This window comes from Psychrobacter sp. NPDC077938, assembly GCF_044542635.1.
In the GTDB taxonomy this organism is placed as follows: Bacteria; Pseudomonadota; Gammaproteobacteria; order Pseudomonadales; family Moraxellaceae; genus Psychrobacter.
This window is the reverse complement of sequence record NZ_JBITUW010000001.1, coordinates 293,597-316,170: the sequence shown is the minus strand read 5'-3', so window position 1 is coordinate 316,170 and position 22,574 is coordinate 293,597. Positions and strand designations below refer to the sequence as shown.

At 44.7% G+C, this 22,574-nt stretch carries 19 protein-coding genes; 16 read left to right on the top strand and 3 right to left on the bottom strand.

Annotation, left to right across the window (positions count from 1 at the left end; all coding sequences use genetic code 11):
• The first annotated feature begins 145 nt into the window (after positions 1–145).
• Complete coding sequence (locus tag ACIGBM_RS01375; protein WP_397476513.1) at positions 146–1,639, top strand: alpha/beta fold hydrolase; 1,494 nt, start codon at positions 146–148, stop codon at positions 1,637–1,639.
• Positions 1,640–1,727: 88 nt separating this feature from the next.
• Here ACIGBM_RS01375 and ACIGBM_RS01370 read toward each other — a convergent pair whose 3' ends face one another.
• Positions 1,728–2,708, bottom strand: coding sequence for an Hsp33 family molecular chaperone HslO (locus ACIGBM_RS01370; protein WP_347162464.1), 981 nt, complete (start codon positions 2,706–2,708; stop codon positions 1,728–1,730).
• A 376-nt stretch (positions 2,709–3,084) separates the two neighbouring features.
• Here ACIGBM_RS01370 and ACIGBM_RS01365 point away from each other — a divergent pair, with 376 nt between their 5' ends.
• The 13 genes from ACIGBM_RS01365 to ACIGBM_RS01305 all read left to right on the top strand — a co-directional run bounded on the left by ACIGBM_RS01365 (position 3,085) and on the right by ACIGBM_RS01305 (position 18,743).
• Entirely contained in the window at positions 3,085–4,059 is a 975-nt protein-coding gene (locus ACIGBM_RS01365) for a glutamate/aspartate ABC transporter substrate-binding protein (RefSeq protein WP_180958124.1), read from the top strand.
• Positions 4,060–4,155: 96 nt separating this feature from the next.
• A complete protein-coding gene (locus ACIGBM_RS01360; RefSeq protein WP_057758328.1) occupies positions 4,156–4,902 on the top strand; it encodes an amino acid ABC transporter permease in 747 nt (248 codons plus the stop codon).
• Complete coding sequence (locus ACIGBM_RS01355; RefSeq protein ID WP_296209595.1) at positions 4,899–5,567, top strand: ABC transporter permease subunit; 669 nt, start codon at positions 4,899–4,901, stop codon at positions 5,565–5,567. The genes ACIGBM_RS01360 and ACIGBM_RS01355 overlap by 4 nt, the downstream gene beginning before the upstream one ends.
• 190 nt (positions 5,568–5,757) lie before the next feature.
• Positions 5,758–6,489, top strand: a complete 732-nt coding sequence (locus ACIGBM_RS01350; protein ID WP_397476772.1) for an amino acid ABC transporter ATP-binding protein — start codon at positions 5,758–5,760, stop codon at positions 6,487–6,489.
• Positions 6,490–6,892: 403 nt separating this feature from the next.
• Complete coding sequence (locus ACIGBM_RS01345) at positions 6,893–7,501, top strand: DJ-1/PfpI family protein (RefSeq protein WP_397476512.1); 609 nt, start codon at positions 6,893–6,895, stop codon at positions 7,499–7,501.
• Between the two features lie 99 nt (positions 7,502–7,600).
• A complete protein-coding gene (locus tag ACIGBM_RS01340; RefSeq protein ID WP_397476511.1) occupies positions 7,601–8,845 on the top strand; it encodes an FAD-dependent oxidoreductase in 1,245 nt (414 codons plus the stop codon).
• A 368-nt stretch (positions 8,846–9,213) separates the two neighbouring features.
• Positions 9,214–10,989 (top strand): AMP-binding protein, encoded by a 1,776-nt coding sequence (locus ACIGBM_RS01335; RefSeq protein WP_397476510.1) that lies wholly within the window; start codon positions 9,214–9,216, stop codon positions 10,987–10,989.
• A gap of 240 nt (positions 10,990–11,229) precedes the next feature.
• Positions 11,230–12,840 carry a carboxyl transferase domain-containing protein gene (locus tag ACIGBM_RS01330; RefSeq protein ID WP_057758338.1) on the top strand — a complete coding sequence of 537 codons (1,611 nt, stop codon included), beginning with the start codon at positions 11,230–11,232 and terminating at the stop codon, positions 12,838–12,840.
• Between the two features lie 98 nt (positions 12,841–12,938).
• Positions 12,939–13,388 (top strand): hypothetical protein, encoded by a 450-nt coding sequence (locus tag ACIGBM_RS01325; protein WP_397476509.1) that lies wholly within the window; start codon positions 12,939–12,941, stop codon positions 13,386–13,388.
• A complete protein-coding gene (locus ACIGBM_RS01320; protein WP_397476508.1) occupies positions 13,388–14,197 on the top strand; it encodes an enoyl-CoA hydratase/isomerase family protein in 810 nt (269 codons plus the stop codon). The genes ACIGBM_RS01325 and ACIGBM_RS01320 overlap by 1 nt, the downstream gene beginning before the upstream one ends.
• Positions 14,198–14,274: 77 nt before the next feature.
• Positions 14,275–16,374 (top strand): acetyl/propionyl/methylcrotonyl-CoA carboxylase subunit alpha, encoded by a 2,100-nt coding sequence (locus tag ACIGBM_RS01315; protein WP_397476507.1) that lies wholly within the window; start codon positions 14,275–14,277, stop codon positions 16,372–16,374.
• Positions 16,375–16,432: 58 nt separating this feature from the next.
• A complete protein-coding gene (locus ACIGBM_RS01310) occupies positions 16,433–17,353 on the top strand; it encodes a hydroxymethylglutaryl-CoA lyase (RefSeq protein WP_397476506.1) in 921 nt (306 codons plus the stop codon).
• A 202-nt stretch (positions 17,354–17,555) separates the two neighbouring features.
• On the top strand, positions 17,556–18,743 hold the full coding sequence (locus ACIGBM_RS01305; protein WP_102091661.1) for an isovaleryl-CoA dehydrogenase: 1,188 nt from the start codon (positions 17,556–17,558) through the stop codon (positions 18,741–18,743).
• Positions 18,744–18,853: 110 nt separating this feature from the next.
• Here the strand turns inward: ACIGBM_RS01305 and ACIGBM_RS01300 are convergent, their stop codons facing one another.
• The gene (locus ACIGBM_RS01300) at positions 18,854–19,582 is read right to left on the bottom strand and encodes a pantothenate kinase (protein WP_101205592.1); all 729 of its coding nucleotides are present in this window, start codon (positions 19,580–19,582) and stop codon (positions 18,854–18,856) included.
• A gap of 59 nt (positions 19,583–19,641) precedes the next feature.
• Positions 19,642–20,583 (bottom strand): biotin--[acetyl-CoA-carboxylase] ligase, encoded by a 942-nt coding sequence (locus ACIGBM_RS01295; RefSeq protein WP_191114703.1) that lies wholly within the window; start codon positions 20,581–20,583, stop codon positions 19,642–19,644.
• A 157-nt stretch (positions 20,584–20,740) separates the two neighbouring features.
• On the opposite strand from ACIGBM_RS01295, the gene ACIGBM_RS01290 reads away from it, so the two are divergent.
• Positions 20,741–21,544, top strand: coding sequence for a sulfite exporter TauE/SafE family protein (locus ACIGBM_RS01290; RefSeq protein WP_397476771.1), 804 nt, complete (start codon positions 20,741–20,743; stop codon positions 21,542–21,544).
• Positions 21,545–21,595: 51 nt separating this feature from the next.
• Positions 21,596–22,537, top strand: a complete 942-nt coding sequence (locus ACIGBM_RS01285) for a hypothetical protein (RefSeq protein ID WP_397476505.1) — start codon at positions 21,596–21,598, stop codon at positions 22,535–22,537.
• The last annotated feature ends 37 nt before the right edge of the window (positions 22,538–22,574 follow it).

Below are 22,574 nucleotides of genomic sequence, written 5' to 3'. Positions count from 1 at the left end.
TTGATTTAATAGTTAAAGAGACCGTCTATCACCTATCTAGCTCTGCTAGTCGTCACCCCGCTCTAAAGTCAAACCATTCACTTCTCTTTGCTGCAGTTACAGGATAATATAGACCATTACTTTTCTCGCTGAATGTGCAAATATTATGAGCAGTCCAAAGGTGTTTTATAACGACGGTGTTAGTGACAGCGACGCTCAAAACGATAGCAGCTATACTCGTACTCATCATGAGCTCGATGCGCATTTTGTCCCAGATGCGAGTGTACCGCTACACAGTCATCTATATGAACAAATTGACCAACTCGAAGCCATCGATATGGATGAACTGGTCAAGCTACTAGCAGATTCGGATGACAGTGATGAAATCAACAAAACACCTGTATCTTTGGCTGATTTTTTTGAAGGATTGGCGCAGCTTGCCACCATGGGTGTGGTTGAGATTACAGAAATCGTAGAAGCCATCCACCGTGAAGTTATCTTGCGTCCGCTAGGCCGCTTCAATGACAAACATTTAAATAAATGGTCGCGCGGATTTACTGGACGTATCTATGGCACGATACGTCATGTCATGCAAATGGTCGGTAATAACCTAGCGTCTGTACTACGCATATACAAAAACCTGATTCTCCAAAAGTCAGTGCAGCCACTACCAGACTCACTAAAAAAACTGGTCAATGTACTCAATGGTGTCATGGGTGATCATCTTGTCAATAATCAAAATGCGCTCGCCATTCCGATGATGCTATACACTCAAGATGGCAAACCACAGAATGAAGTGCTATCAGGCCGTATCGTTATTTTGTGCCATGGTCTATGTATGAGTCATTTGAGCTGGCAAGCCCAAGCAGATAATGATTTGGGCGAGGCAATTCATATCAGTCAGCCTGATACCACGGTGCTGTATTTGGATTACAATACGGGTCGACGTATCTCACGTAGCGGTCGTAAGTTCTCTCAATTGCTACAAGCGCTGGTCGATGACAACCCAAATATCAGTCAGATAGATCTGGTTGGACATAGTATGGGCGGTTTGGTCTCTCGCAGTGCACTGTTTTATGGTGAGCAAGATCGCCTAGACTGGATAAAACGCGTGGGCAATCTTATCACGCTAGGTTCGCCGCATCATGGGGCAGTTCTTGAGCGTATCGGTAATTATGTGCAAGACATCATTGCCAAACTGCCATTTGCAGGCTCACTGGCCAAGCTAGGGGATATGCGCAGTGCCGGTATCATTGATCTACGTCATGGCAGTATTCGCGATGCGGACTGGAAGGCATTAGAAGGACGTAGCGTGTTGCCACAAGATTTCCGCCATCCTGCACGGTTGCCAAGTGGTATCAAAACTTACTTTGTCGCCAGTGCTTTGCTTGAAACGCATTATGATTCTAAGGTGACGGATCTGCTAGGAGACAGCTTAGTATCGGTGGCTTCAGCGTTGGGCGAGGATGACGCTGAACATGCTTTGTTTGTGCCAGATGGTCATAAAGCAGTGTTTTATGGCGTCAATCATATGAACTTGATTCATAGTAGGCGAGTGCGCGAGCAGGTTGTTGAATGGCTACTTGATAATGGTCGAAGTGACTATGCTGGACGTCCGCGCATACACTCTTATCCTAGAAGTTTAGATGTAGCGGTGTAGTGATTTAATGATAAAAACAAAAACCCTCAAGTATGACGCTTGAGGGTTTTTTTATAAAGGCTAACTTATGGTAAGTAAGAAAAAAAACTTACTCAGCAAATATCGCTGCTACATCATCTTTATTAAATTTATAGACTTCACCGCAGAATCCGCAATCCATCTCAAATGTACCGCCTTGCTCTTCGACGATATCTAACGCTTCTGCTTCGCCGATTTGCTCGATTGCCATTTCACACTTCTCGCGTGAGCAAGTACAACCAAATGATAGAGGCGCAGGCTCAGGTGCCACGATGTTTTCTTCATGATACAAGCGATAGAGTATTTCGTTGGCATCCAGTGTCGTTAGTTCTTCTGCTTTTACCGTGCGCGTCAATACAGACAAGCGTGTCCATAAATCATCGTCGATACCCGCATCTTGGTTTTGCTCAACTTCAGACGTTTCTTCAGCAGTACGCGGTAGCATTTGTACCAAGATACCTCCGGCTTGCAAGCCGTCAGATGCTAAGTTAATCAACGTTGGAATCTGTGCTGATTGCTTTTGATAATGCGCTAAGCAGTCCGCTAGATTGTCATGGCTACGCTCAACGATACCTTGGTATGGCTCACCGCCATCAGGCTGAATATTGATAAACAATACGCCTTGTCCCATCGCACCAAGTTCAGCAAATGCTTCTTTGGCATGGATCATATTGTCCCACGCTTGTACTTGCTCATCCGTTTCGCCTTTCCAGCTAGCAAGCGCACGAATGATACCGTCTTGATCGCATTCTGCCATCGCCCAGTTTAGTAAGCTGTCACTGTCTGATGATTGCAACTGAATAGACAGGCGACCATTGATTTTGACCGTACTGATTAGCAAACTCGCTGCCGTCAGCATCTCACCCAATAAGCGTTTGATGGCTTCGGGGTAGGGCTTTTGTGCAATGGTGCTCGCGTAGCTGCGTGATAGGCGTACCACATCACCGCGCACGGGAGAGTCTTCAACAAAGAAACGTTGGCGAATGTCGTTGCTGCCATGGTTGCCAGTAGTTTGGCTGTCCGTATTTGGGACTTGGATATCTTGAGTCATAAGTCATTTGTAGTATAGAGAAGTTGTTTGCTTTATGGGGATTACTGCCGATTTATCAATCTTACTTAGTAGACTGTTTTGATGATTATAAGCAGCAAAGGTTAATAACGAGCTTAAAAAACCAAGCAGCTGTTTGTACAAAGTTCTGAGTAGATAGCCGCTATGAGCCAGCATCTTGTAGTTAGAATATAAATATATTCATAAATATGTACTCTCTCAAAAAAAATTCACCCTCTACTGCAAATTTGTTGTACAGTAACATTAAGTTGCATTGTGATAAACAACAGCAACAACCGTACGGATGCGGGGCAGTCTGGTCAATCAGACCTATGTCGTCCAAGCACTCACTCAATCTTGCGATAAAAGGATGTATTTCATGACATACTCATTTTCCAAACCGTTGACTTTAGCTGCTGTTATGGCATTAGGTTTAGCGGGATGTAATAACAGCAGCCAGACCAGCACTGATGCGCCAGCAGATGATGCAGCGACGACAGAAACCACCACCAACGGTACGCTACAGAAAATCAAAGACTCTGGCACTATTGTCGTCGGTCACCGTGATTCCTCTATTCCTTTCTCTTATATCGCTGATGATCCTAACCAACCGATTGGCTATGCACACGACTTGGAAATGAAAGTGGTTGAGGCCGTTAAGCAAAAGCTAAACATGCCAGACCTTAACGTTCGCTATAACCTAATCACTTCGCAAACTCGTATCCCATTGGTACAAAACGGCACAGTAGATTTTGAGTGTGGTTCAACCACCAATAACGAAGAACGTCAAAAGCAAGTTGCATTCTCTAATGGTTTCTTTGAAATTGGTACGCGTCTATTGACCAAAAAAGACTCTGGTATTCAAGATTTTGAAGACCTAAAAGGCAAAACTCTTGTAACGACAGCAGGCACGACTTCAGAGCGTTATATCCGTCAGTACAACGATGATAATAAAATGGATACCAATATCATCTCAGCCAAAGATCATGGCGAAGGCTTCCTAATGCTAGAAAATGGTCGCGCTGATGCCTTTATGATGGATGACGTATTGCTCGCGGGCGAAAAAGCCAAAGCAAAAAATCCTGATGAGTGGGTCATCGTCGGTACACCGCAATCGTTTGAAATCTATGGTTGTATGATGCGCAAGGATGATCCTGAATTCAAAGCTGTGGTCGATGAAGCACTTGCTAATGTGTTTAGTTCAGGCGAAATCAATAGCATTTATGACAAGTGGTTCTTGAACCCAATCCCACCAAAGAACGTCAATCTAAACTTTGAGATGTCAGACAACTTAAAGGCCTTGATTGCCAATCCGCATGACAGCGCTCAGCCTAAAGAAGCAGCAGCGCAGTAACGCTCATTGTCCCTCAACATAGCTTGCCTATACGTTCAGATAGCCAGTATTTTATTTGACGTATAGGCTTATCAATCGTTGCTCGGAGAGACAACCATGAATTATAGCTGGAACTGGGGTGTGCTCTTTGAGCAGACTGGTATTGGCAACGAGCTCTACATCCATTGGATGATCACAGGTCTTGGCTGGCTGCTATTGATTGGCAGTATCGCATGGGCCATTGCGATGGTCGTCGGTACTATCTTCGGTATCATGCGTACCTTGCCCAACAAGACCGCTCGTGCAATCGGTACGGCTTATGTGACATTTTTTCGTAATATTCCACTGCTTGTTCAACTGTTCTTTTGGTTTTATATCGCCCCTGGCTGGCTCACGCCGACGATACAAGAATGGTGGTATAAGGACTTGTCTCCGAATACTTCAGCCATGCTATCAGCCAGTATCGGTCTTGGCTTATTTACCGCTGCTCGTATTGTCGAACAGGTACGAACGGGTATCGAGTCATTACCAGATGGACAGATTAACGCAGCCTACGCGTTAGGGTTTAGCATTCCACAAGTCTATAAAGAAGTACTGCTACCGCAGGCATTTCGTATTATCTTACCACCGCTCAGCTCTGAGCTAACCAACTGTTTCAAAAACGCCTCTGTGGCCTCGCTAGTGGGGGTAATGGAGCTGATTAGCCAAACCAAAACCATCAGCGAATATACTCAAAATAGTATCGAGATATATACTTACGCGACGATTATTTATTTGGTTTTCAATTTATCCTTGATCGCTATTATGGGGTTGATTGAACGTAAATTGCGTGTGCCTGGGCTTATTGCGGGAGGTCAGAAATGAATATGGCCGAATTGGCAACAGCCTATCCTGGTTTGATGGGTGGCATGCTTACCACTTTAAAAGTATTGTTCTTGGCTATTTTGGGCGGTATCAGTTTAGGAACTGTACTGGCATTGATGCGCTTGTCAGGTATCAAAGCGCTTGAGATTCCAGCTAAACTATACGTCAACTACTTTCGCTCCGTGCCGCTGCTATTGGTACTGCTATGGTTTTATTTTGCCGTACCGATGATTTATCTTTGGGTAGCGGGTAAGTACCTGCAACTCGATGCTGCGTTTGCCTCTTGTGTGGTCGCATTTATGATGTTTGAGGCTGCTTATTTCTCAGAAGTAGTGCGTGCTGGTATTCAATCGATTGGTAGCGGGCAGGTCAATGCGGCAAAAGCGCTCGGCATGACTTATGGGCAGACCATGCGTCTGGTCATCTTGCCACAAGCCTTTCGTAAGATGCTGCCACTGATTTTGCAGCAATGTATTATTTTATTCCAAGATACGACACTGGTATTTGCCATTGGTTTGACCGACTTTTTCCGCGCAGCCTACGTTCGCGGTGAGCTAATGGGATTACTCACGCCGTATATCTTAGGTGCTGGTGCTGTCTATTTTGTGATTAGCTTAAGTGCTTCTATTGGTGTGCAACAATTACAAAAGCGTTTGCGATTTTAGTATAGCTATTTTAATAGACCTATCGCTTGCGCTTTTGAGTGTTGAGAGCTTGGTTTGAATGTTTGATTTACCTTTTTTAAATAATGATTATCGAAAACAATGTGGTTAGGAGCCAGTGATGAGCAATGCTGATACGTACTTAAATGCCTTTGGCGGGCTGGTTACCAATAGTGGTCATGCTAGTGATGAGATGGTCATTGAGATATCTAATGTCAGTAAATGGTATGGAGACTTTAAAGTACTGACTGACTGCACCGCGCATGTACATAAAGGTGATGTCGTTGTTGTTTGTGGTCCATCGGGTAGTGGTAAATCAACCTTGATTAAGACGGTGAATGGACTTGAGCCTTTTCAAAAAGGTGACATCATGGTCAATGGTATCTCTGTCGGTGATCCAAAGACCAACTTGCCCAAGTTACGTAGCCGTGTCGGCATGGTGTTTCAGCATTTTGAGTTGTTTCCACATTTAACTATTATTGATAATTTGACTGTGGCACAAATCAAAGTGTTGGGCCGTAAAGAGTCTGAGGCCAAACAAAAAGCGATGGCCTATCTCGACCGTGTTGGCCTAACGGTACAAGCGGCGAAATATCCAGCAGAACTCTCTGGTGGTCAGCAGCAGCGTGTTGCGATTGCACGAGCGTTGGCCATGGATCCCGTCGCAATGCTGTTTGATGAGCCAACCTCTGCGCTTGATCCTGAGATGATTCAAGAAGTGCTAGACGTAATGGTCGAGCTGACTCGTGATGGTATGACCATGATGTGTGTGACGCATGAAATGGGCTTTGCCAGTCAGGTGGCCAATCGTATTATCTTTATGGATGAAGGTCATATCGTAGAAAACTGTAGTAAGGATGAGTTTTTTGAAGGCGCGAAAAGTGACCGTGCACAGATGTTCTTATCGAAGATTTTAAATCATTAAATACACTTTGATTTACGATTGTTTATAGCAGTATTTAGAATATGAAGACGTGTTTTAAAGCTTACTTTTCTTTCCACTGTTAATAACTATACAAAGCGCCCTATTAAAGACAGTTCAACGCTATCTTTAATAGGGCGCTTTGTATTCAGTTTCTTTTGTATAACTATTTGAACAACAATTTGAAGCCTATGATGTTTACACACAAGGAATTTGAATAAGATAGCTTTGAGACTATAAAGTCGCTGAAAATAGAGCGAGAATAGTCGTAGGATTAGCGAGGTTGCAAACGGCAAAGGCAGATGAGATGGCTCATCTGATTAATCAAATAAATTTAAAAAGGTAATAATCGTAATATAGATAAACTTAATTTAATTTAACGCTATCAACTGAATTAGGATTGAATATGACGCTAAAACGAACCGTCGGCATACTACTGTTCAATGAAGTAGAGGTATTGGATTTTGCAGGACCTTTTGAGGTGTTTTCGTTGGCTGAAAATGCTGCCAGTTCTAGTGATGATAAGCACTTTAAAGTTATCACTATTGCCGAGAACCAAGCAACGATATCCGCTAGGAATGGTCTGCAAGTCATTCCTGACTATAGTTTTGCCAATCATCCAGACATTGATGTATTAATCGTCCCCGGTGGATACGGTGCCGAAAAAACAGAAATATATAATAAGGTAGTAATTGATTGGATTAACACACAAGCAAGTTTGGTAGAGCTGACGCTTTCAGTGTGTACAGGAGCGTTGCTGTTGGCTAAGGCAGGTTTGCTAACTGGTAAGTCAGCAACCACGCACTGGATGGATTTGGATAATTTAGCATCCTATCCTGATATCGATGTGATCTCGCATACTCGTTTTGTAGATGCTAGTGATAATACTGGTAATATCATCACATCAGCGGGGATAAGTGCAGGCATCCACGCAAGTCTATACTGTATAGAAAAATTAATAGATAGTGAAACCATGCGTGCAACAGCACATCGCATGGAGTTCGATATTGACTAAGTGAATTGTTAGATAGGTGAGTGAATGGCTGTTTACTGATACAATAGCGGTCAATATTTTTGATAATTAAAATAATTCATAAACCATATTGGAGTTTGTATGAGCGTAGAGAACTTATCTGTAGCATCGAGTACAGCATCAAAAAAAGGTGTCGTCATTATTGGTGCAGGACTGGCAGGCTGGCATGTCATTGATGCCATTCGTGCCAAAGACACAGAAATTCCAATCACATTAATCACGGCCGATAGTGGCGACCGTTATCATAAGCCGATGTTGACGATGGCAATCAGCCAAAACAAACGAGCATCAGATTTGGTACGGGCATCTGGTAGCGAAGCGGCTAAGACAGCAGAAGTGACGTTGCTAGCCAATACGCAAGTGACAGATATCGATCCAGTGAGCCAAACTGTACAGGTGCGCTCTACTACGCAGTCAGATGACACACTGACGACTATCGGCTATGAGAAAATGGTACTAGCGATGGGCGCGCATCCTATCTTCCCTAAAAGTCTGCCGCAAGATTTGGTCTGGCATGTCAATCACATTGAGCGTTTTAGTCAGCTACAAGAAGAGCTAGCAACAGGTAGCCAACATGTTGCGATCGTCGGTGCTGGTATGGTGGGTACAGAAATCGCAGAAGACCTACTTAAAGCTGGTCATAAAGTAACGCTTATTGATTTAAATGATGCACCGCTTTCACAGATGCTACCAGCCAAAGCGACCGCACGTATAGCCAAAGCAATCGAGTCGCAGGGCATTCAATTCTTAGGTGGTTATCAAGTATCAGCTGTCGCTCGTGTTAATAACAATGACAGCGAAGATGGCGAGAAACTACAAGTGGACTATGCACCGTTATCATCGGATACAGATAATACTGATACTCAGCCGCTTGAACCATTGATTGTAGATCATGTGATTGCCAGTACAGGTCTGACAGTCGATGAGCAATTACCTGCGGCGGCTGGTGTGGAATTCGATCGCCGTACAGGTATCGTGGTGGATGCGGCGACGTTGCGTACCAATGCAGCGAATATCTATGCCATCGGCGACTGTATGTCTATCAACGGGGTTGCTTGTCGTTATGTTGCGCCATTACGCGCGCAGGCTGCGACTATCGCTGACGATATTTTAGGTCATGAACATAGTGGCTATGATCATAAGCCGCCGATGATTCGCCTAAAAAACAAAGCCATCTCTGTGATGGTGACAGGCGTACCGCAAGCAGCGGGCAACTGGCAAGTGAAGACTGAGAGTGGTGATGAGCTAGTCATGGATTTGCTCGATGATAATGAAGCCGTTAGCGCAACAGTAACGATTAAAGCGCCTGCAGTTCCTAAGGCATAACGATTACAATACCATTTTTTGAAAAAAATATAGGATTATCATTTATAAGTGATGTCCTTTATTAGATGCTTGCCAGAGGACTTTGTTAAACGACAGTATTGATGATTGAGCCAGCCCATTATTTATGATGTGGCTGGCTTTTTTGTGTCAAATATTTGCCATGATTCTATGCTACCTTTTACTAAGTAGAAACGCAGACTGACTAATTAAATGATACATACTGTATTGATATTGTTGACAGGCTTTCATTGATGGCGTTATAGTAGCTGAATGCTATGTAAGACCTGCCCAAGGAAGAAGGTTTGCACGCAGGCTATTAATAAGTGCTATTTATAAATACTATAAAAAGTAAAACGAAAGGACTCGTTATGACTCAAACTCCTGATTTCGATTCGACTCGCGTTGACTTCGATACTATTTTAAACAATATTCCTAGTATCAATATGGGCGCACGCTCAGCCAATGCACCACTTACTCAAAGCTATGATAAAGGTCCTGATGTACCGCTGATTGAAGCGACAATCGGTGACTTTTTTGATGCTATTGTTTCCAAATATCCTGAGCGCGAAGCACTGGTCGTCCGCCATCAAAATATCCGTTGGACATATCGTGAGCTACAGCATCAAGTGAACCAGCTAGCCAGTAGCATGATTGAAATGGGATTAGAGATTGGCGATCGCATCGGCATTTGGTCACACAATAATGCTGAATGGTTACTCATGCAGTTAGCCACGGCAAAAGTCGGCGTTATCCTCGTTAATATCAATCCTGCCTACCGCACCTTTGAATTGCAATATGCTTTAAATAAACTGGGCTGCTCAGCGCTCGTACTGATGCGTCATTTCAAAACCAGTGACTATGCCAGTTTAATTCGTGAGCTATGTCCTGAGATTTACCACAAAGACTACACTCAGCTTGATTTGGTTGAGATTCCGACGATTGAGCGCATCATCTGGATTGATGAGCCAGAGTCGGACGAGACATTTGGTTTTATGCAAAAATTCTCTGCGTGGATGAGCGAGGGCGATGCCAATGATCCGCGTGTTGCCGAGCGTCAAGCCCAGCTTAAAAACACCGATGCTATCAATGTACAGTTCACCAGTGGTACGACAGGTACACCAAAAGGTGCAACCTTAAGTCATCGCAATATCTTAAATAATGGCTATTTCATCGGTGAGGCCATGAACCTCACTGAAGAGGATAGGCTGTGTATTCCAGTACCTCTGTATCATTGCTTTGGTATGGTGCTTGGTAATCTAGCGATTCTCACGCATGGCGGTTGTATCGTATATCCAAACGACGGCTTTGAGCCATTGACCGTCTTACAGGCAGTCGAAGAAGAGAAGTGTACAGGTCTACACGGCGTGCCAACGATGTTTATCGCCGAGCTTGACCATCCTGAATTTGAAAATTTTGATTTGTCTACCTTACGTACTGGCATCATGGCTGGCTCTAGCTGTCCGATTGAGGTCATGCGCCGTGTCATCGATAAGATGCATATGAGCGAAGTCACTATTGCTTATGGTATGACAGAGACCAGTCCTGTATCTTGCCAGACCAATGAGCACACACCACTTGATAAACAGGTCTCGACAGTAGGACTGGTGCAGCCTGCGCTTGAGGTCAAAGTCGTCGATACAGAAACAGGTGAAATTGTCCCGTTAGGTGAGACAGGTGAGTTGCTTACACGAGGCTATTCAGTAATGAAAGGCTATTGGGGCAGTCGTTTTAAAACGCGTGAGGCCATCCAAGATGGCTGGATGCATACGGGTGACTTGGCCACAATGGATGAAGATGGCTACGTAAAAATCGTCGGCCGTAGTAAAGACATGGTGATTCGCGGCGGCGAAAATATCTATCCAGTAGAAATTGAAAATTACCTCTATCGTCACCCAAAGATTCGTGATGTACAAATCGTGGGTATACCAGATGAGCGTTATGGTGAAGTGCTGGCAGCGTGGATTATTCCAAAAGAACCTGGCTGCTTAACTGAACAAGAAGTACGCGAGTTCTGTAGCGAGCATATCGCTCACTATAAAGTGCCGACTTACTATCGCTTTGTGACTGAATATCCAATGACCATCACTGGCAAAATTCAAAAATATAAAATCATTGAGCAAATGAAAGAAGAGTTGGGTTTGTAGTAAGCTTGCTTATCTGCTCTAAAAAATAAAAGACTAACCATATTCATTTCACTATAAAAGTATTACAGCGTTAACCTCGCTTGAAGTATCACACATACATCTGCACTCGGTTGCCTTGTACTACTTTTGAATTGAATCGACTATATGTGAGCAACGCTTAAAAATAGCAGTTAGTATCATTTATATAAAAAGCTACTCACATCTACGTATCTATCTATGTATAAGAAAAAAAGGGATATCATGAGCGCTATCATAACCAGTAAACTGAGTCCAAACTCAAGCGATTTTCAGCAAAACAGTGCCGCGATGCAAGAGATAGTCGATGACTTGTATGTACACTTGCGTAAAGTTGCCCAAGGTGGCTCAGAGCGCGCACGAGCCAAGCATCTAGCGCGTGGTAAGCTGTTACCACGTGAGCGCGTCGAGCGTTTATTGGATGTAGGCACGCCGTTCCTAGAAGTGGCGCCGATGGCTGCACATGATATGTATGGCGAAGAGATTCCGGCGGCTGGCGTGATTGCTGGTATCGGCCGTATCAATGGTATCGAGTGTATGATTGTCTGTAACGATGCCACGGTAAAAGGCGGCACGTACTACCCAATGACGGTCAAAAAGCATCTACGTGCCCAAGAAATTGCGCAAGAAAACCATCTACCATGCGTTTATCTGGTTGATTCAGGTGGGGCTAATTTACCGAACCAAGATGATGTGTTCCCTGATAAAGAGCATTTCGGACGTATCTTTTTTAATCAAGCCAATCTCAGTGCGGCAGGTATTCCGCAGATTGCTGTGGTCATGGGTAGCTGTACGGCTGGCGGTGCGTATGTGCCTGCCATGAGCGATGAATCTATTATCGTCAAAGAGCAAGGTACGATCTTTTTGGGTGGTCCGCCACTGGTAAAAGCAGCGACGGGTGAAGAGGTCACGGCAGAAGACTTAGGTGGCGGTGATGTACATACCCGTCTATCAGGCGTGGTCGATCATCTAGCGCAAAACGATACTCATGCACTATCGATTGCCCGTAACATCGTCAGTCATCTCAATCGCCCTACAAAAAATATTCCCAACCAAATCACACCGCGTCCGCCACGTTATGACGCTAAAGAATTGTACGGCGTGATTCCAACGGACAAGCGCAAGCCATTTGATATCAGAGAAATTATCGCCCGTATCGTTGATGACAGTGCTTTTGATGAATTTAAAGCACGCTTTGGTACGACGTTGGTCTGTGGATTTGCTCATATCGAAGGGATGCCTGTTGGTATTATTGCTAACAACGGTATCTTGTTCAGTGAATCAGCGCAGAAAGGTACGCACTTCATTGAGCTGTGCTGTAAACGCAAAATCCCATTAGTATTCCTCCAGAATATCACTGGCTTTATGGTTGGCCGCAAATACGAGAACGAAGGTATCGCTCGTCATGGTGCCAAGATGGTAATGGCTGTGGCTAATGCAAAAGTGCCAAAGTTCACCGTTATCGTCGGTGGCTCGTTCGGCGCTGGTAACTACGGTATGTGTGGCCGCGCTTACAGCCCGCGCTTCTTATGGATGTGGCCAAATGCTCGTATCTCTGTCATGGGCGGTGAGCAAGCAGCGTCAGTACTGGCAACGGTCAAACGTGATAACTTTGATCGCAAAGGCGAAGCGTGGAGTGATGAAGACGAAGCCGCATTTAAAGCGCCAATACGTGAAATGTACGAAGAGCAAGGTCATCCGTATTATGCTACCGCGCGCATGTGGGATGATGGCGTAATTGATCCTGCTGATACCCGTAATGTATTGGCGTTAGGACTAAGCGCGGCTTATAACGCACCAATTGAAGAGACGACGTTTGGTGTCTTTAGAATGTAGGAGTTATTTGCTCTATTTCATAAATAAAAACATCTACTTTGTCTGATATATTTTATACATTAGAGCTGTTCTTATATTAAATTTTCAAGGAAGCCTCAATGTCAGATAAATTTACAATCGATTTAACGGTATTTGATGAACCTCTCAATGGCAGTTTCTTATTTAAAGTTTTACCAGACACTGAGTTAGAAAAAAGGACAGAGCTAGAAAAACATGCAAGATATTTTAAAAATGAAATGCGTTTTGATCATATTCAGTATGAAGCGGATAGTCATAAAAGTAATTGTATAGGTTTCTTGTTCACGGAGAGTGCTATGGATCTATGCGTTGATGAGTTTAAACCAATGCCTACTAGATGTTTTGGTGGGTGTCTATTTGAAAAAAATCATGGTAAATGGAAGTTATGCTGGATATGGATTCATCCTTTTTTTCGTAATCGTGGATATTTAACTCGCGCATGGACAACATTTGATAATGAGTTTGGTAAGTTTGAAGTCGAGAAACCGCTTTCATATTCAATGGATAAGTTTTTACAAAAGAGAAAATAATGCAAAAAGACAGTGATAAAAATTATAAAAGCCTACTGGTTAAAGTGGAGCAGCATGTGGCGACAGTGACATTGAATCGTCCCGAGATACGTAATGCCTTTAACGATGAAATGATTGCTGAGCTAACCGATGCGTTCAATACGCTTGGTGCTGATGATGAGGTACGTGTCATTGTGCTAGCGGCTGCTGGCAAGGCATTTTGCGCAGGTGCTGACCTTAATTGGATGCGTGCCATGGCGGATTATAGCTATGAAGAGAATCTAGCGGATGCTGATAAATTGGCGCAAATGCTTAAGACTATTTATGAATGTCCTAAGCCAACAGTTGCGGCTATTCAAGGTGATGTATACGCAGGTGGCATGGGTTTAGTTGCTGTTTGTGATGTGGCTATCGCCGTTAAGATTGCTAATTTCTGCCTCAGTGAAGTGCGTTTAGGGTTGGCACCTGCCACTATCAGTCCTTATGTTATCCGAGCGCTAGGCGCTAGAGCATCGCAGCGTTATTTTTTAAGTGCTGAAGTATTTGATGCCAAAAAGGCGCGTCAGCTTGGCTTTATCCATGAGCGTGTTAGCGAAGAGTGGCTAGGCGATGAAGTGGCTGCGTTCTGTAATAAAGTAGTTAAGAACAGCCCTGACGCGGTAAAAACCTGCAAGCAACTACTACATGATGTCGCTGGTGCACCTATTACAGATGAGCTTATTGCTGACACGGTCAAAGGTATCGCTGATATCCGCTCATCAGAGCAGGGTAAAGAGGGCGTGCAAGCATTTTTGCAAAAGCGTAAACCTGATTGGCTAATGGCAGACTAACTAGTAGTAGAACAATGATAGGCAAATGGGCAAATAGACAAGACGTCAAATAATAACGACAAGACACAGGGATAGTTATGTTTTCTAAAATTCTAATCGCCAACCGTGGTGAAATTGCTTGCCGAGTGGCCGCGACTGCTAAGCGTCTTGGCGTCAGTACCGTTGCTGTTTATTCTGATGCGGATCGTGAGGCCAAACATGTGGCTGTCTGTGATGAAGCCATCTATTTGGGTGGTTCGGCACCGAAAGACAGTTATCTAAAAGGCGATGCTATTATTGCGATAGCGCTTGAAACGGGCGCCCAAGCAATCCATCCAGGATATGGGTTTTTGAGTGAAAATGCAGACTTTGCACAGGCTTGCCAAGATGCTGGTCTAGTATTTATCGGTCCATCGGCGGAAGCTATCCGTGCTATGGGCGGCAAGTCTGAGTCTAAGCGCTTGATGGAGTCGGCTGGCGTGCCGTTGATACCGGGATATCATGGTGACAATCAAGATGCGCAGTTTTTGCAGCAGCAGGCCGATAGTATTGGCTATCCTGTCTTGATTAAAGCGAGTGCAGGTGGCGGCGGCAAAGGCATGCGTATCGTTGAAAAGAGCAGCGATTTTATTGACCTGTTAGATTCATGTCGCCGTGAAGCGATTACCAGTTTTGGCAATGATCAAGTGTTGGTCGAAAAATACGCACTAAAACCACGTCATATCGAAATCCAAGTATTCGGTGATACGCATGGTAATTATGTGCATCTATTTGAGCGTGATTGCTCAGTACAGCGTCGCCATCAAAAAGTATTAGAGGAAGCGCCAGCGCCCGGTGTCGATACTGCCATGCGTGAAGCGATGGGCACAGCGGCAATCGAAGCAGCACGTGCTGTCGATTACGTGGGTGCAGGTACGGTTGAATTCATCGTTGAGCAGCGCGAAGACTCTATGAATTTTTATTTCATGGAAATGAATACGCGTTTGCAAGTTGAGCATCCCGTTAGTGAAGCGATTACTGGTGTCGATTTGGTCGAGTGGCAGCTGTTGGTTGCAGCGGGTCAGCCATTACCAAAAACACAAGATGATTTGGCTATCAATGGTCATGCAATTGAAGCGCGTATCTGTGCTGAAAACCCTGACAACAATTTCTTGCCAGCGACAGGCACTTTATTCACTTATCAAAAGCCTGAGCATAGTACCTTTAACATTACCGATGTACGTATCGATGATGGCGTACGTGAGGGAGATGTGATCAGTCCTTTTTACGACTCTATGATTGCCAAGCTTATCGTCCATGCTCCTACGCGCGAACAAGCTTTGGCGAGACTAGATCGTGCATTGGCACAGACGCGTATCGTTGGTCTGCCAAACAACGTGGCATTTTTGCGTTATATTTTAAATACCGATTCATTTAGCAAAGCCAATCTTGATACCGCATTGATAGAGCGCGAGCAGGACAAGCTTTTTGATCAGCATCCTCTTGAATTATCGACGCTTGTGGTGACAGCTATTACGCAGCAGCTTGCGAGTGAAGCGAACACGCATGGCTCAGATCCGTTTAGCAAGCCAACGGGTTTCCGTGCTTACAGCGATTATAATCGTTCATTTAGCTTGGTTTATGATGAGCAGACTTATAGCGCTCATATCAGTAATTGGCATAATGCAAGTTGTACTGATAGCAAAAAAGGCGGCGATAATCTCAGTAGTTTTACGCTCGTCATTGGTAAAGAAATCGTAAATACGCAGGATGATAGCAATATCAATGTAGCGGCTCAGACCGAAACGGTTTATGAAGGTGAGGTCAACTATGATAGCAGTGACGCGCACAATCATACCTTATGGTTAGAGGGTGCACGTATCAGTGCCCAAAGCTGGGTGAATAACGAGACAGTCTACATATTCACGGATAGTGGACGCGATGAAATTACGCTTGTCGACGTAATGGCACATGTGGGCGAAGACACAGCAGCGGTTGGTAGTTTAAAATCGCCAATGCCAGGACAAGTGGTTGCATTCAAAGTTGCGGTAGGTGACACGGTCAAAAAAGGCGAGCCACTTGCCGTCATCGAAGCTATGAAAATCGAACATACCATTACGGCACCGACGGATGGTGTGGTAGCAGAACTGTTATTTGCAGCAGGTGATTTGGTCGCTGATGGTGATGAGCTATTGCGTATCGATAGCGAAAGCGCATAGCTGACGTAGCTTAATAAAAAAGCCTCATAAAGCGCAAATAACAAAAAGGACGACAAGTATGAGCCATTCGTATCCAAGCCATGTCACCATCGTTGATGTCAGTCCGCGTGATGGACTACAAAACGAATCCATGACGGTGCCGACTGAGGTTAAGCAAACGCTCATTAATGATTTAATTGCGGCGGGTGTCAAAAAATTGGAAGCGACCAGTTTTGTTTCGCCAAAGTGGGTGCCACAAATGGGCGATAACAGCGCACTACTTGATGCGCTAGCGCCGACGCGGCAGACGGACGTTTGTTACTCGGTACTCGTACCCAATATGCGTGGCTTCGAAAATGCTATTTTGCATCGTCCTGATGAGATCGTCATCTTTGGCTCAGCCAGCGAAACCTTTAGCCAAAAAAACATTAACTGTAGTATCGATGAGAGTATCGAACGTTTTGCACTAGTGGCTGCGGCAGCAAAAGCTCAGGGTATAAAAGTACGTGGCGTTATCTCTTGTACGGTTGGTTGTCCCTATGAAGGCGAAATTGACCCCAGCCAAGTAGCTTATGTCACCAAGCGTCTGATAGAGATTGGCTCAGAGCAGATTGGCATTGCCGATACCATCGGTGTGGGTACGCCGCTCAAAGTACAACGAGCGTTGCAAGCTGCACTTGAGTATGCTGATATTTCTATGCTATCGGGTCATTTTCATGACACTTATGGTCAAGCATTGAGCAATACGCTAGCCGCACTACAAATGGGTGTCAGTGAGTTTGATACTTCCGTCGCTGGTCTTGGCGGTTGTCCTTATGCTAAAGGCGCAACGGGCAATGTCGCGACCGAAGATGTGGTGTATATGCTGCATGGCATAGGTATCAGTACAGGTATTGATTTGGATAAGTTGGTCGTGGCAGGTGAGCGTATCAGCGAGTTCTTAAAGCGTCCTAACGGCTCAAATGTAGCACGTGCTCTAATCAGTAAGCGTCAATCTTAAGTAGATAGTCAACCCACTATAGAAGTATGCCAGCGTTAACCTCGTTTGAAGTATTCGATATACATCTACACTCGGTTGCCTTGCCACAGTTTCACATTAAGTTGACTATGACATTAAAAACGGTAGCAAAAATACAGCTACATCGGCTTTAAAAACAGATTTAAATTTGAAGATTAAAAATATTTATACACAAGGAATAGTTATGAGTTTACCTGGATTAAATTTTCAACTTGGCGAAGATATTGATGCCCTACGCGATGTCGTGCAGCAGTTTGCGGCAAATGAGATCGCCCCACGTGCTGCTGAGATTGATAGCAGCGATGAGTTCCCAATGGATTTATGGCAAAAGATGGGTGACCTCGGTCTACATGGTATTACCGTTCCTGAAGAATACGGCGGCTCTAACATGGGCTACGTCGCACATATGGTCGCGATGGAAGAGATTAGCCGAGCTTCGGCATCGGTAGCACTGAGCTATGGTGCACACTCTAATCTATGTATCAACCAAATCAAACGTAATGGTTCTGAAGAACAAAAGCAGAAATATCTGCCAAAGCTAATCAGCGGTGAATTCATCGGTGCACTGGCCATGAGTGAGACAGGCGCTGGCTCAGACGTCGTCAGTATGAAGCTCAAAGCAGAAGAAAAAGACGGCAGCTATGTGTTGAACGGTAGCAAAATGTGGATCACCAATGGTCCTGATGCTGACGTGATGGTGGTTTATGCGAAGACCAATCCTGAATTAGGTGCTAAAGGCATGACGGCCTTTATCGTTGAAAAAGGTATGGAAGGCTTTGGTACCGCACAAAAGCTAGACAAGCTCGGCATGCGCGGTAGCCATACTGGTGAGATGACTTTTAATAATGTAAAAGTACCAAGCGAAAATATCTTGGGCGGTCTCAATGAAGGCGTCAAGGTGCTGATGAGTGGCCTAGACTATGAGCGCGCCGTGTTAGCTGCAGGTCCTATCGGTATCATGCAAGCAGTGATGGACAATGTCGTGCCTTATATCCATGACCGTAAACAGTTTGGTCAAGCGATCGGTGAGTTCCAGCTTATCCAAGGTAAAGTTGCGGACATGTATACGATACTACAAGCCGGTCGTAGCTTCTTATATACCGTTGGTAAAAACCTCGATATGTTGGACGCGCGCGGTGCTGGTCATAGTCGAGAAGTGCGCAAAGATTGCGCCAGTGTGATTCTATGGTGTGCCGAAAAAGCCACATGGATGGCAGGTGAAGGTATTCAAATATTTGGCGGTAATGGCTATACCAATGAGTATCCACTCGGTCGCTACTGGCGCGATGCCAAGCTGTATGAAATTGGCGCAGGTACCAGTGAAATTCGTCGTATGCTAGTCGGTCGCGAGCTGTTTAACGAGACCAAATAAGAAGTAGCTAATGACGCCTTAGCTATTTTCTAATATAAAATAAAAAAGCAGCACGTTCAAAACGTGCTGCTTTTTTTGTGTCAACGTTAAACCGAATTATCTATAAGCGGTTAAGACTTGTTACGATAATCAAAGTATCTTGCCAAACCGTTTAATAATAAATCATCACGTAAGCGTACTGGGCGATTAACGTGCTGCGAAATAATAGCTGCATCTCCGCCTGTCATAATCAATTCAAAATTAGGGTGACGATGGCTAATTTCATTAATCGCGCCGACGATAGAGAGCAAAATACCGCGATGCACCGCGTCTTGAGTGGTTAAGCCTTGACTGACGCTATCAAAAGTACCGTTCGAGATGGTAATCTGCTTAGTACCAGAGAACAGGGACTCGCGCTGTAGATAGATACTGGGGAAAATATAACCGCCCAAATGCTCAGCATGATCAATCAAATCAATGGTTACCGCTGTACCGCAACCAATTACACACTGGCGTTTTTTCTTATCGACCGCACCGAGCATCTGTAGCCAGCGATCACAGCCGAGCTGCTGATCATTGTAAGCACTTTTCATCAGTGCGTGCGCTGCATCGACATGGACAAACTCAAACGGAATATTCAAACGACTGAGTGTCTCTGATACTTTGGCATTGAGGTTGTCGCCTAATACTGATGAGATACCAATAAAGTCAGGCGCATAACGCTCAAAACGATCTGTCAGACCCATAAGTAATTCGGCAGGCGCTTGCAGGTGCTGCTTGGCATCATGCGCGACTATTTGTCCGATATCATCGGTTAGCCAGTATTTTAGGCGGGTATTTCCAAGATCAAGCCAGAGCATAAAAGTCCCTTTATATAGTGCTCGTTAATGATGGTATTTATCAATATAGTTGTCTAAGCCTAATAAATAACGTCGATGCGTCCAGTAAAAAGCGTAGAAATCTTACCGCTATCTTGGCGCAATTGCAAACAGCCATGTGTGTCGACACCGCAAGCGATTCCCGTCACGACTTTTTCTTCGTTATTATAGTCTTGCGTGACGCGTAAGCGCAGACCTGATAGCGCATCCATCATCGCGAACTGCTCCAAAAAACTATCTAAGTAATAAGTATGACCCGTTGGCTGCTCTATGCCCAAATGCTCAAAGCGTGTCATCGCCGCCATCAATGCTTTGCACATCTGTTGATAGAGCATTGGTAGGTCTGGTAGGCGCGCAGATTGTGTCTCTAAAGGCAGCCTTTCATTAATGTCTTGTAAGCTAATCGCTTGGTAGCTCATACCCTCAGACGTTTGTGTGGTGAGCTTTGGTGCTGCTTGTACGTTTAGGCCAATACCTAGCACCACACCGACCAACCTGCCAGCTTTCGTCACTGGCTCTATTAAAATCCCAGCCAGTTTATTAAAGGGTAGCGTACGCTGATTTGCAGCGGCGTTATTCGATGGTACAAGATGAGCCTCTTGAGTGGGATAAAACCCCAAGTCATTTGCCCATTTCACCCCAATTGGCGTCATCTTTTGCGCTTGTAGTTGCTCGTTCAAAGTTTGAATGACAGGCATCTTAGCCAGTTCAAGACCAATGATGAGCGATAGTAAACCACTGATCGGCATATGCACGGGATGATATAGCGATAGATAGACATTGCCGCGCGGTGACTGCCACGAGCGTCCGTGCTGACCACGACCTGCGCTTTGGGTTTCCGCGGTCAAAACGTGTACGGTGGCGACATCTAACGATCCGTTTTGCAAGGCTTCTATCAGCTCGCTATTGGTCGAGGCGCTACTAGCCACATGACGGTGATTTAGCTCGGATAAATAGGTAGAAAAACTAGTGAGTGGCGGCATAAGTTTAGTCGATGTGGTTAAAGGAAACTTTGATATACTGAGCGATTGTTGCGGTCAGACAGTACCGAGTAAACAGCATAAAGGTCACGCTGAGATTTGGCAAATACAATTAAGCACGCCTAAGCGCTAGTCAGTATTATAAAAGGTTCGTTCTATGATGTTATATGTGTGGTTTGTGATTGCAGGCGCGTTTGCCGGTGTTAGCGCGGGCTTGTTTGGCGTCGGCGGTGGCATGATTATCGTGCCCGCATTGGTCTGGATTTTTACCGCTTATGACTTTTCGCCAGAAGTGATCACCCATTTGGCCATCGGTACTTCACTGGCGACCATTGTAGTGACCTCAATCAGCTCACTGACTGCACATAATAAGCGCGGCGGTGTCCGCTGGGAAGTATGGCGCAAAATGGCGCTGGGATTGGTCATTGGTAGTTTAGTCGGTGCTGGTATCGCAGATATGATTGATGGGCAGGCTCTACAGGCTATTATTGGTTTCGGTGCGCTATTGGTCGCTCTAAAAATGCTGTTCTTTTCTAATAAAGAGCAAGTGGGTAAACCGCTACCATCGGCCGGCATCCAGTTTGGTGCTGGTACAGGTATTGGCATGGCGTCATCTATCTTTGGTATCGGCGGCGGCAGTTTGACTGTACCTTTTTTGAACTGGGCAGGGTTACCGATGAAACAGTCGGTCGGCACCTCAGCAGCGTGTGGTCTACCGATTGCGTTGGCAGGGGCGGCAGGGTTTGCATGGTTCGGTCAAGACGTGGTCAATCTGCCTGAGGGCACGATAGGATTTGTCCATATTACTGGGTTTCTATTTATCTCAGCGGCGAGCTTTGCCATGGCAAAAGTCGGTGCCAAGCTTGCTCACGTATTGCCTGCATTGATGCTTAAGCGCGCATTTGGCGTATTATTGATATTTGCTGGAGGACAGTTGTTGTTGAGTGGATTGGGTGTTTTATAGCAATAATGAGTTTTTATAAAATTAGTAAGCAAACCGTGAGACATTATTAGTATGAAAGCTGCAGAAAAATACCGCCGTGTTTTCGGCTCAATGAATCATCTAAAAGACCAGTTATCATGGACGACAGGTCTCTCTAATATGGTAGAGTTTTTGGCATGGGAGCCGCAGCGTATTTTAGGCATCACTAAAAAGCAATACGTACGCCAAATCATTGAGTGGGCGGCCCACCCAGAGTTAAAAGACAAAAATATAGAAGAGATTGAGCAATCAGTCATCAAAAAGCTCAATACAAAAATGAATGAAACTGAGCAGCTAGAGACGTATTCAACGCAAACGATGGGTATCTGTAATGCGAGAGAAGCCGTGCGCCGCGTAACGTTCTTTTCTGAAGACTATCTAAATAAAGAATTCGATATCTTTTTGAGTTTGTGCAGTGATGTTTATCTGGACTTATTTTATCGTAAATTTATCAACTTTGAGCCAAGTGGGTCATGGTCGACACATGGTAATAGCGGTATGTTTGAAAACAGTACAGAGCTAAAAGCAATGTATATGGACAACCTAGCCTATAACCATCAGGCGAATGTGCTGATAGCGAATGAGTTAAAGCTCGCTGGTCGGAAAAACCCAGACCCAATCCTAAAGTATTGTTTGATGTACGAGCATTTATTAGCAAACGGCTTTATCGATAAAGGGGCAAAGTTTTTGCTGTTATTTATCGGTGGTGACGCGCTAAAGCAAAACAAGCAAACGCTCGTAGATCGGGAGCTGGCTCTGTGTCATAAACGGCCAAGGAAGTATCAGCATTTGCTAAGACCAGAGCTGTTAGAGATAGTCGATCATTTAGAAGTGGCAAGTATCTCTTGGTCAGCCTTTATCGAGTTTAATAATCGCTACTTAGCAGAAAATAGCGTCTGCCAAGTGGAGCAAAAACTGCTACGAGGGTTCCATCAAAGCCTTGAATCAAAATCGTTTATGCACTTAGCCGTTTAACCCTAAAAACCTAGCACAATTTCAGGTAGAATAGCCG

Coding starts and splice junctions, on each gene's coding strand:
- ACIGBM_RS01330 (WP_057758338.1), top strand. CDS start 11,230: ATGAGCGCTATCATAACCAGTAAACTGAGTCCAAACTCAAGCGATTTT.
- ACIGBM_RS01375 (WP_397476513.1), top strand. CDS start 146: ATGAGCAGTCCAAAGGTGTTTTATAACGACGGTGTTAGTGACAGCGAC.
- ACIGBM_RS01360 (WP_057758328.1), top strand. CDS start 4,156: ATGAATTATAGCTGGAACTGGGGTGTGCTCTTTGAGCAGACTGGTATT.
- ACIGBM_RS01310 (WP_397476506.1), top strand. CDS start 16,433: ATGAGCCATTCGTATCCAAGCCATGTCACCATCGTTGATGTCAGTCCG.
- ACIGBM_RS01295 (WP_191114703.1), bottom strand. CDS start 20,583: ATGCCGCCACTCACTAGTTTTTCTACCTATTTATCCGAGCTAAATCAC.
- ACIGBM_RS01300 (WP_101205592.1), bottom strand. CDS start 19,582: ATGCTCTGGCTTGATCTTGGAAATACCCGCCTAAAATACTGGCTAACC.
- ACIGBM_RS01370 (WP_347162464.1), bottom strand. CDS start 2,708: ATGACTCAAGATATCCAAGTCCCAAATACGGACAGCCAAACTACTGGC.
- ACIGBM_RS01335 (WP_397476510.1), top strand. CDS start 9,214: ATGACTCAAACTCCTGATTTCGATTCGACTCGCGTTGACTTCGATACT.
- ACIGBM_RS01340 (WP_397476511.1), top strand. CDS start 7,601: ATGAGCGTAGAGAACTTATCTGTAGCATCGAGTACAGCATCAAAAAAA.
- ACIGBM_RS01325 (WP_397476509.1), top strand. CDS start 12,939: ATGTCAGATAAATTTACAATCGATTTAACGGTATTTGATGAACCTCTC.
- ACIGBM_RS01290 (WP_397476771.1), top strand. CDS start 20,741: ATGTTATATGTGTGGTTTGTGATTGCAGGCGCGTTTGCCGGTGTTAGC.
- ACIGBM_RS01350 (WP_397476772.1), top strand. CDS start 5,758: ATGGTCATTGAGATATCTAATGTCAGTAAATGGTATGGAGACTTTAAA.
- ACIGBM_RS01365 (WP_180958124.1), top strand. CDS start 3,085: ATGACATACTCATTTTCCAAACCGTTGACTTTAGCTGCTGTTATGGCA.
- ACIGBM_RS01355 (WP_296209595.1), top strand. CDS start 4,899: ATGAATATGGCCGAATTGGCAACAGCCTATCCTGGTTTGATGGGTGGC.
- ACIGBM_RS01345 (WP_397476512.1), top strand. CDS start 6,893: ATGACGCTAAAACGAACCGTCGGCATACTACTGTTCAATGAAGTAGAG.
- ACIGBM_RS01285 (WP_397476505.1), top strand. CDS start 21,596: ATGAAAGCTGCAGAAAAATACCGCCGTGTTTTCGGCTCAATGAATCAT.
- ACIGBM_RS01315 (WP_397476507.1), top strand. CDS start 14,275: ATGTTTTCTAAAATTCTAATCGCCAACCGTGGTGAAATTGCTTGCCGA.
- ACIGBM_RS01305 (WP_102091661.1), top strand. CDS start 17,556: ATGAGTTTACCTGGATTAAATTTTCAACTTGGCGAAGATATTGATGCC.
- ACIGBM_RS01320 (WP_397476508.1), top strand. CDS start 13,388: ATGCAAAAAGACAGTGATAAAAATTATAAAAGCCTACTGGTTAAAGTG.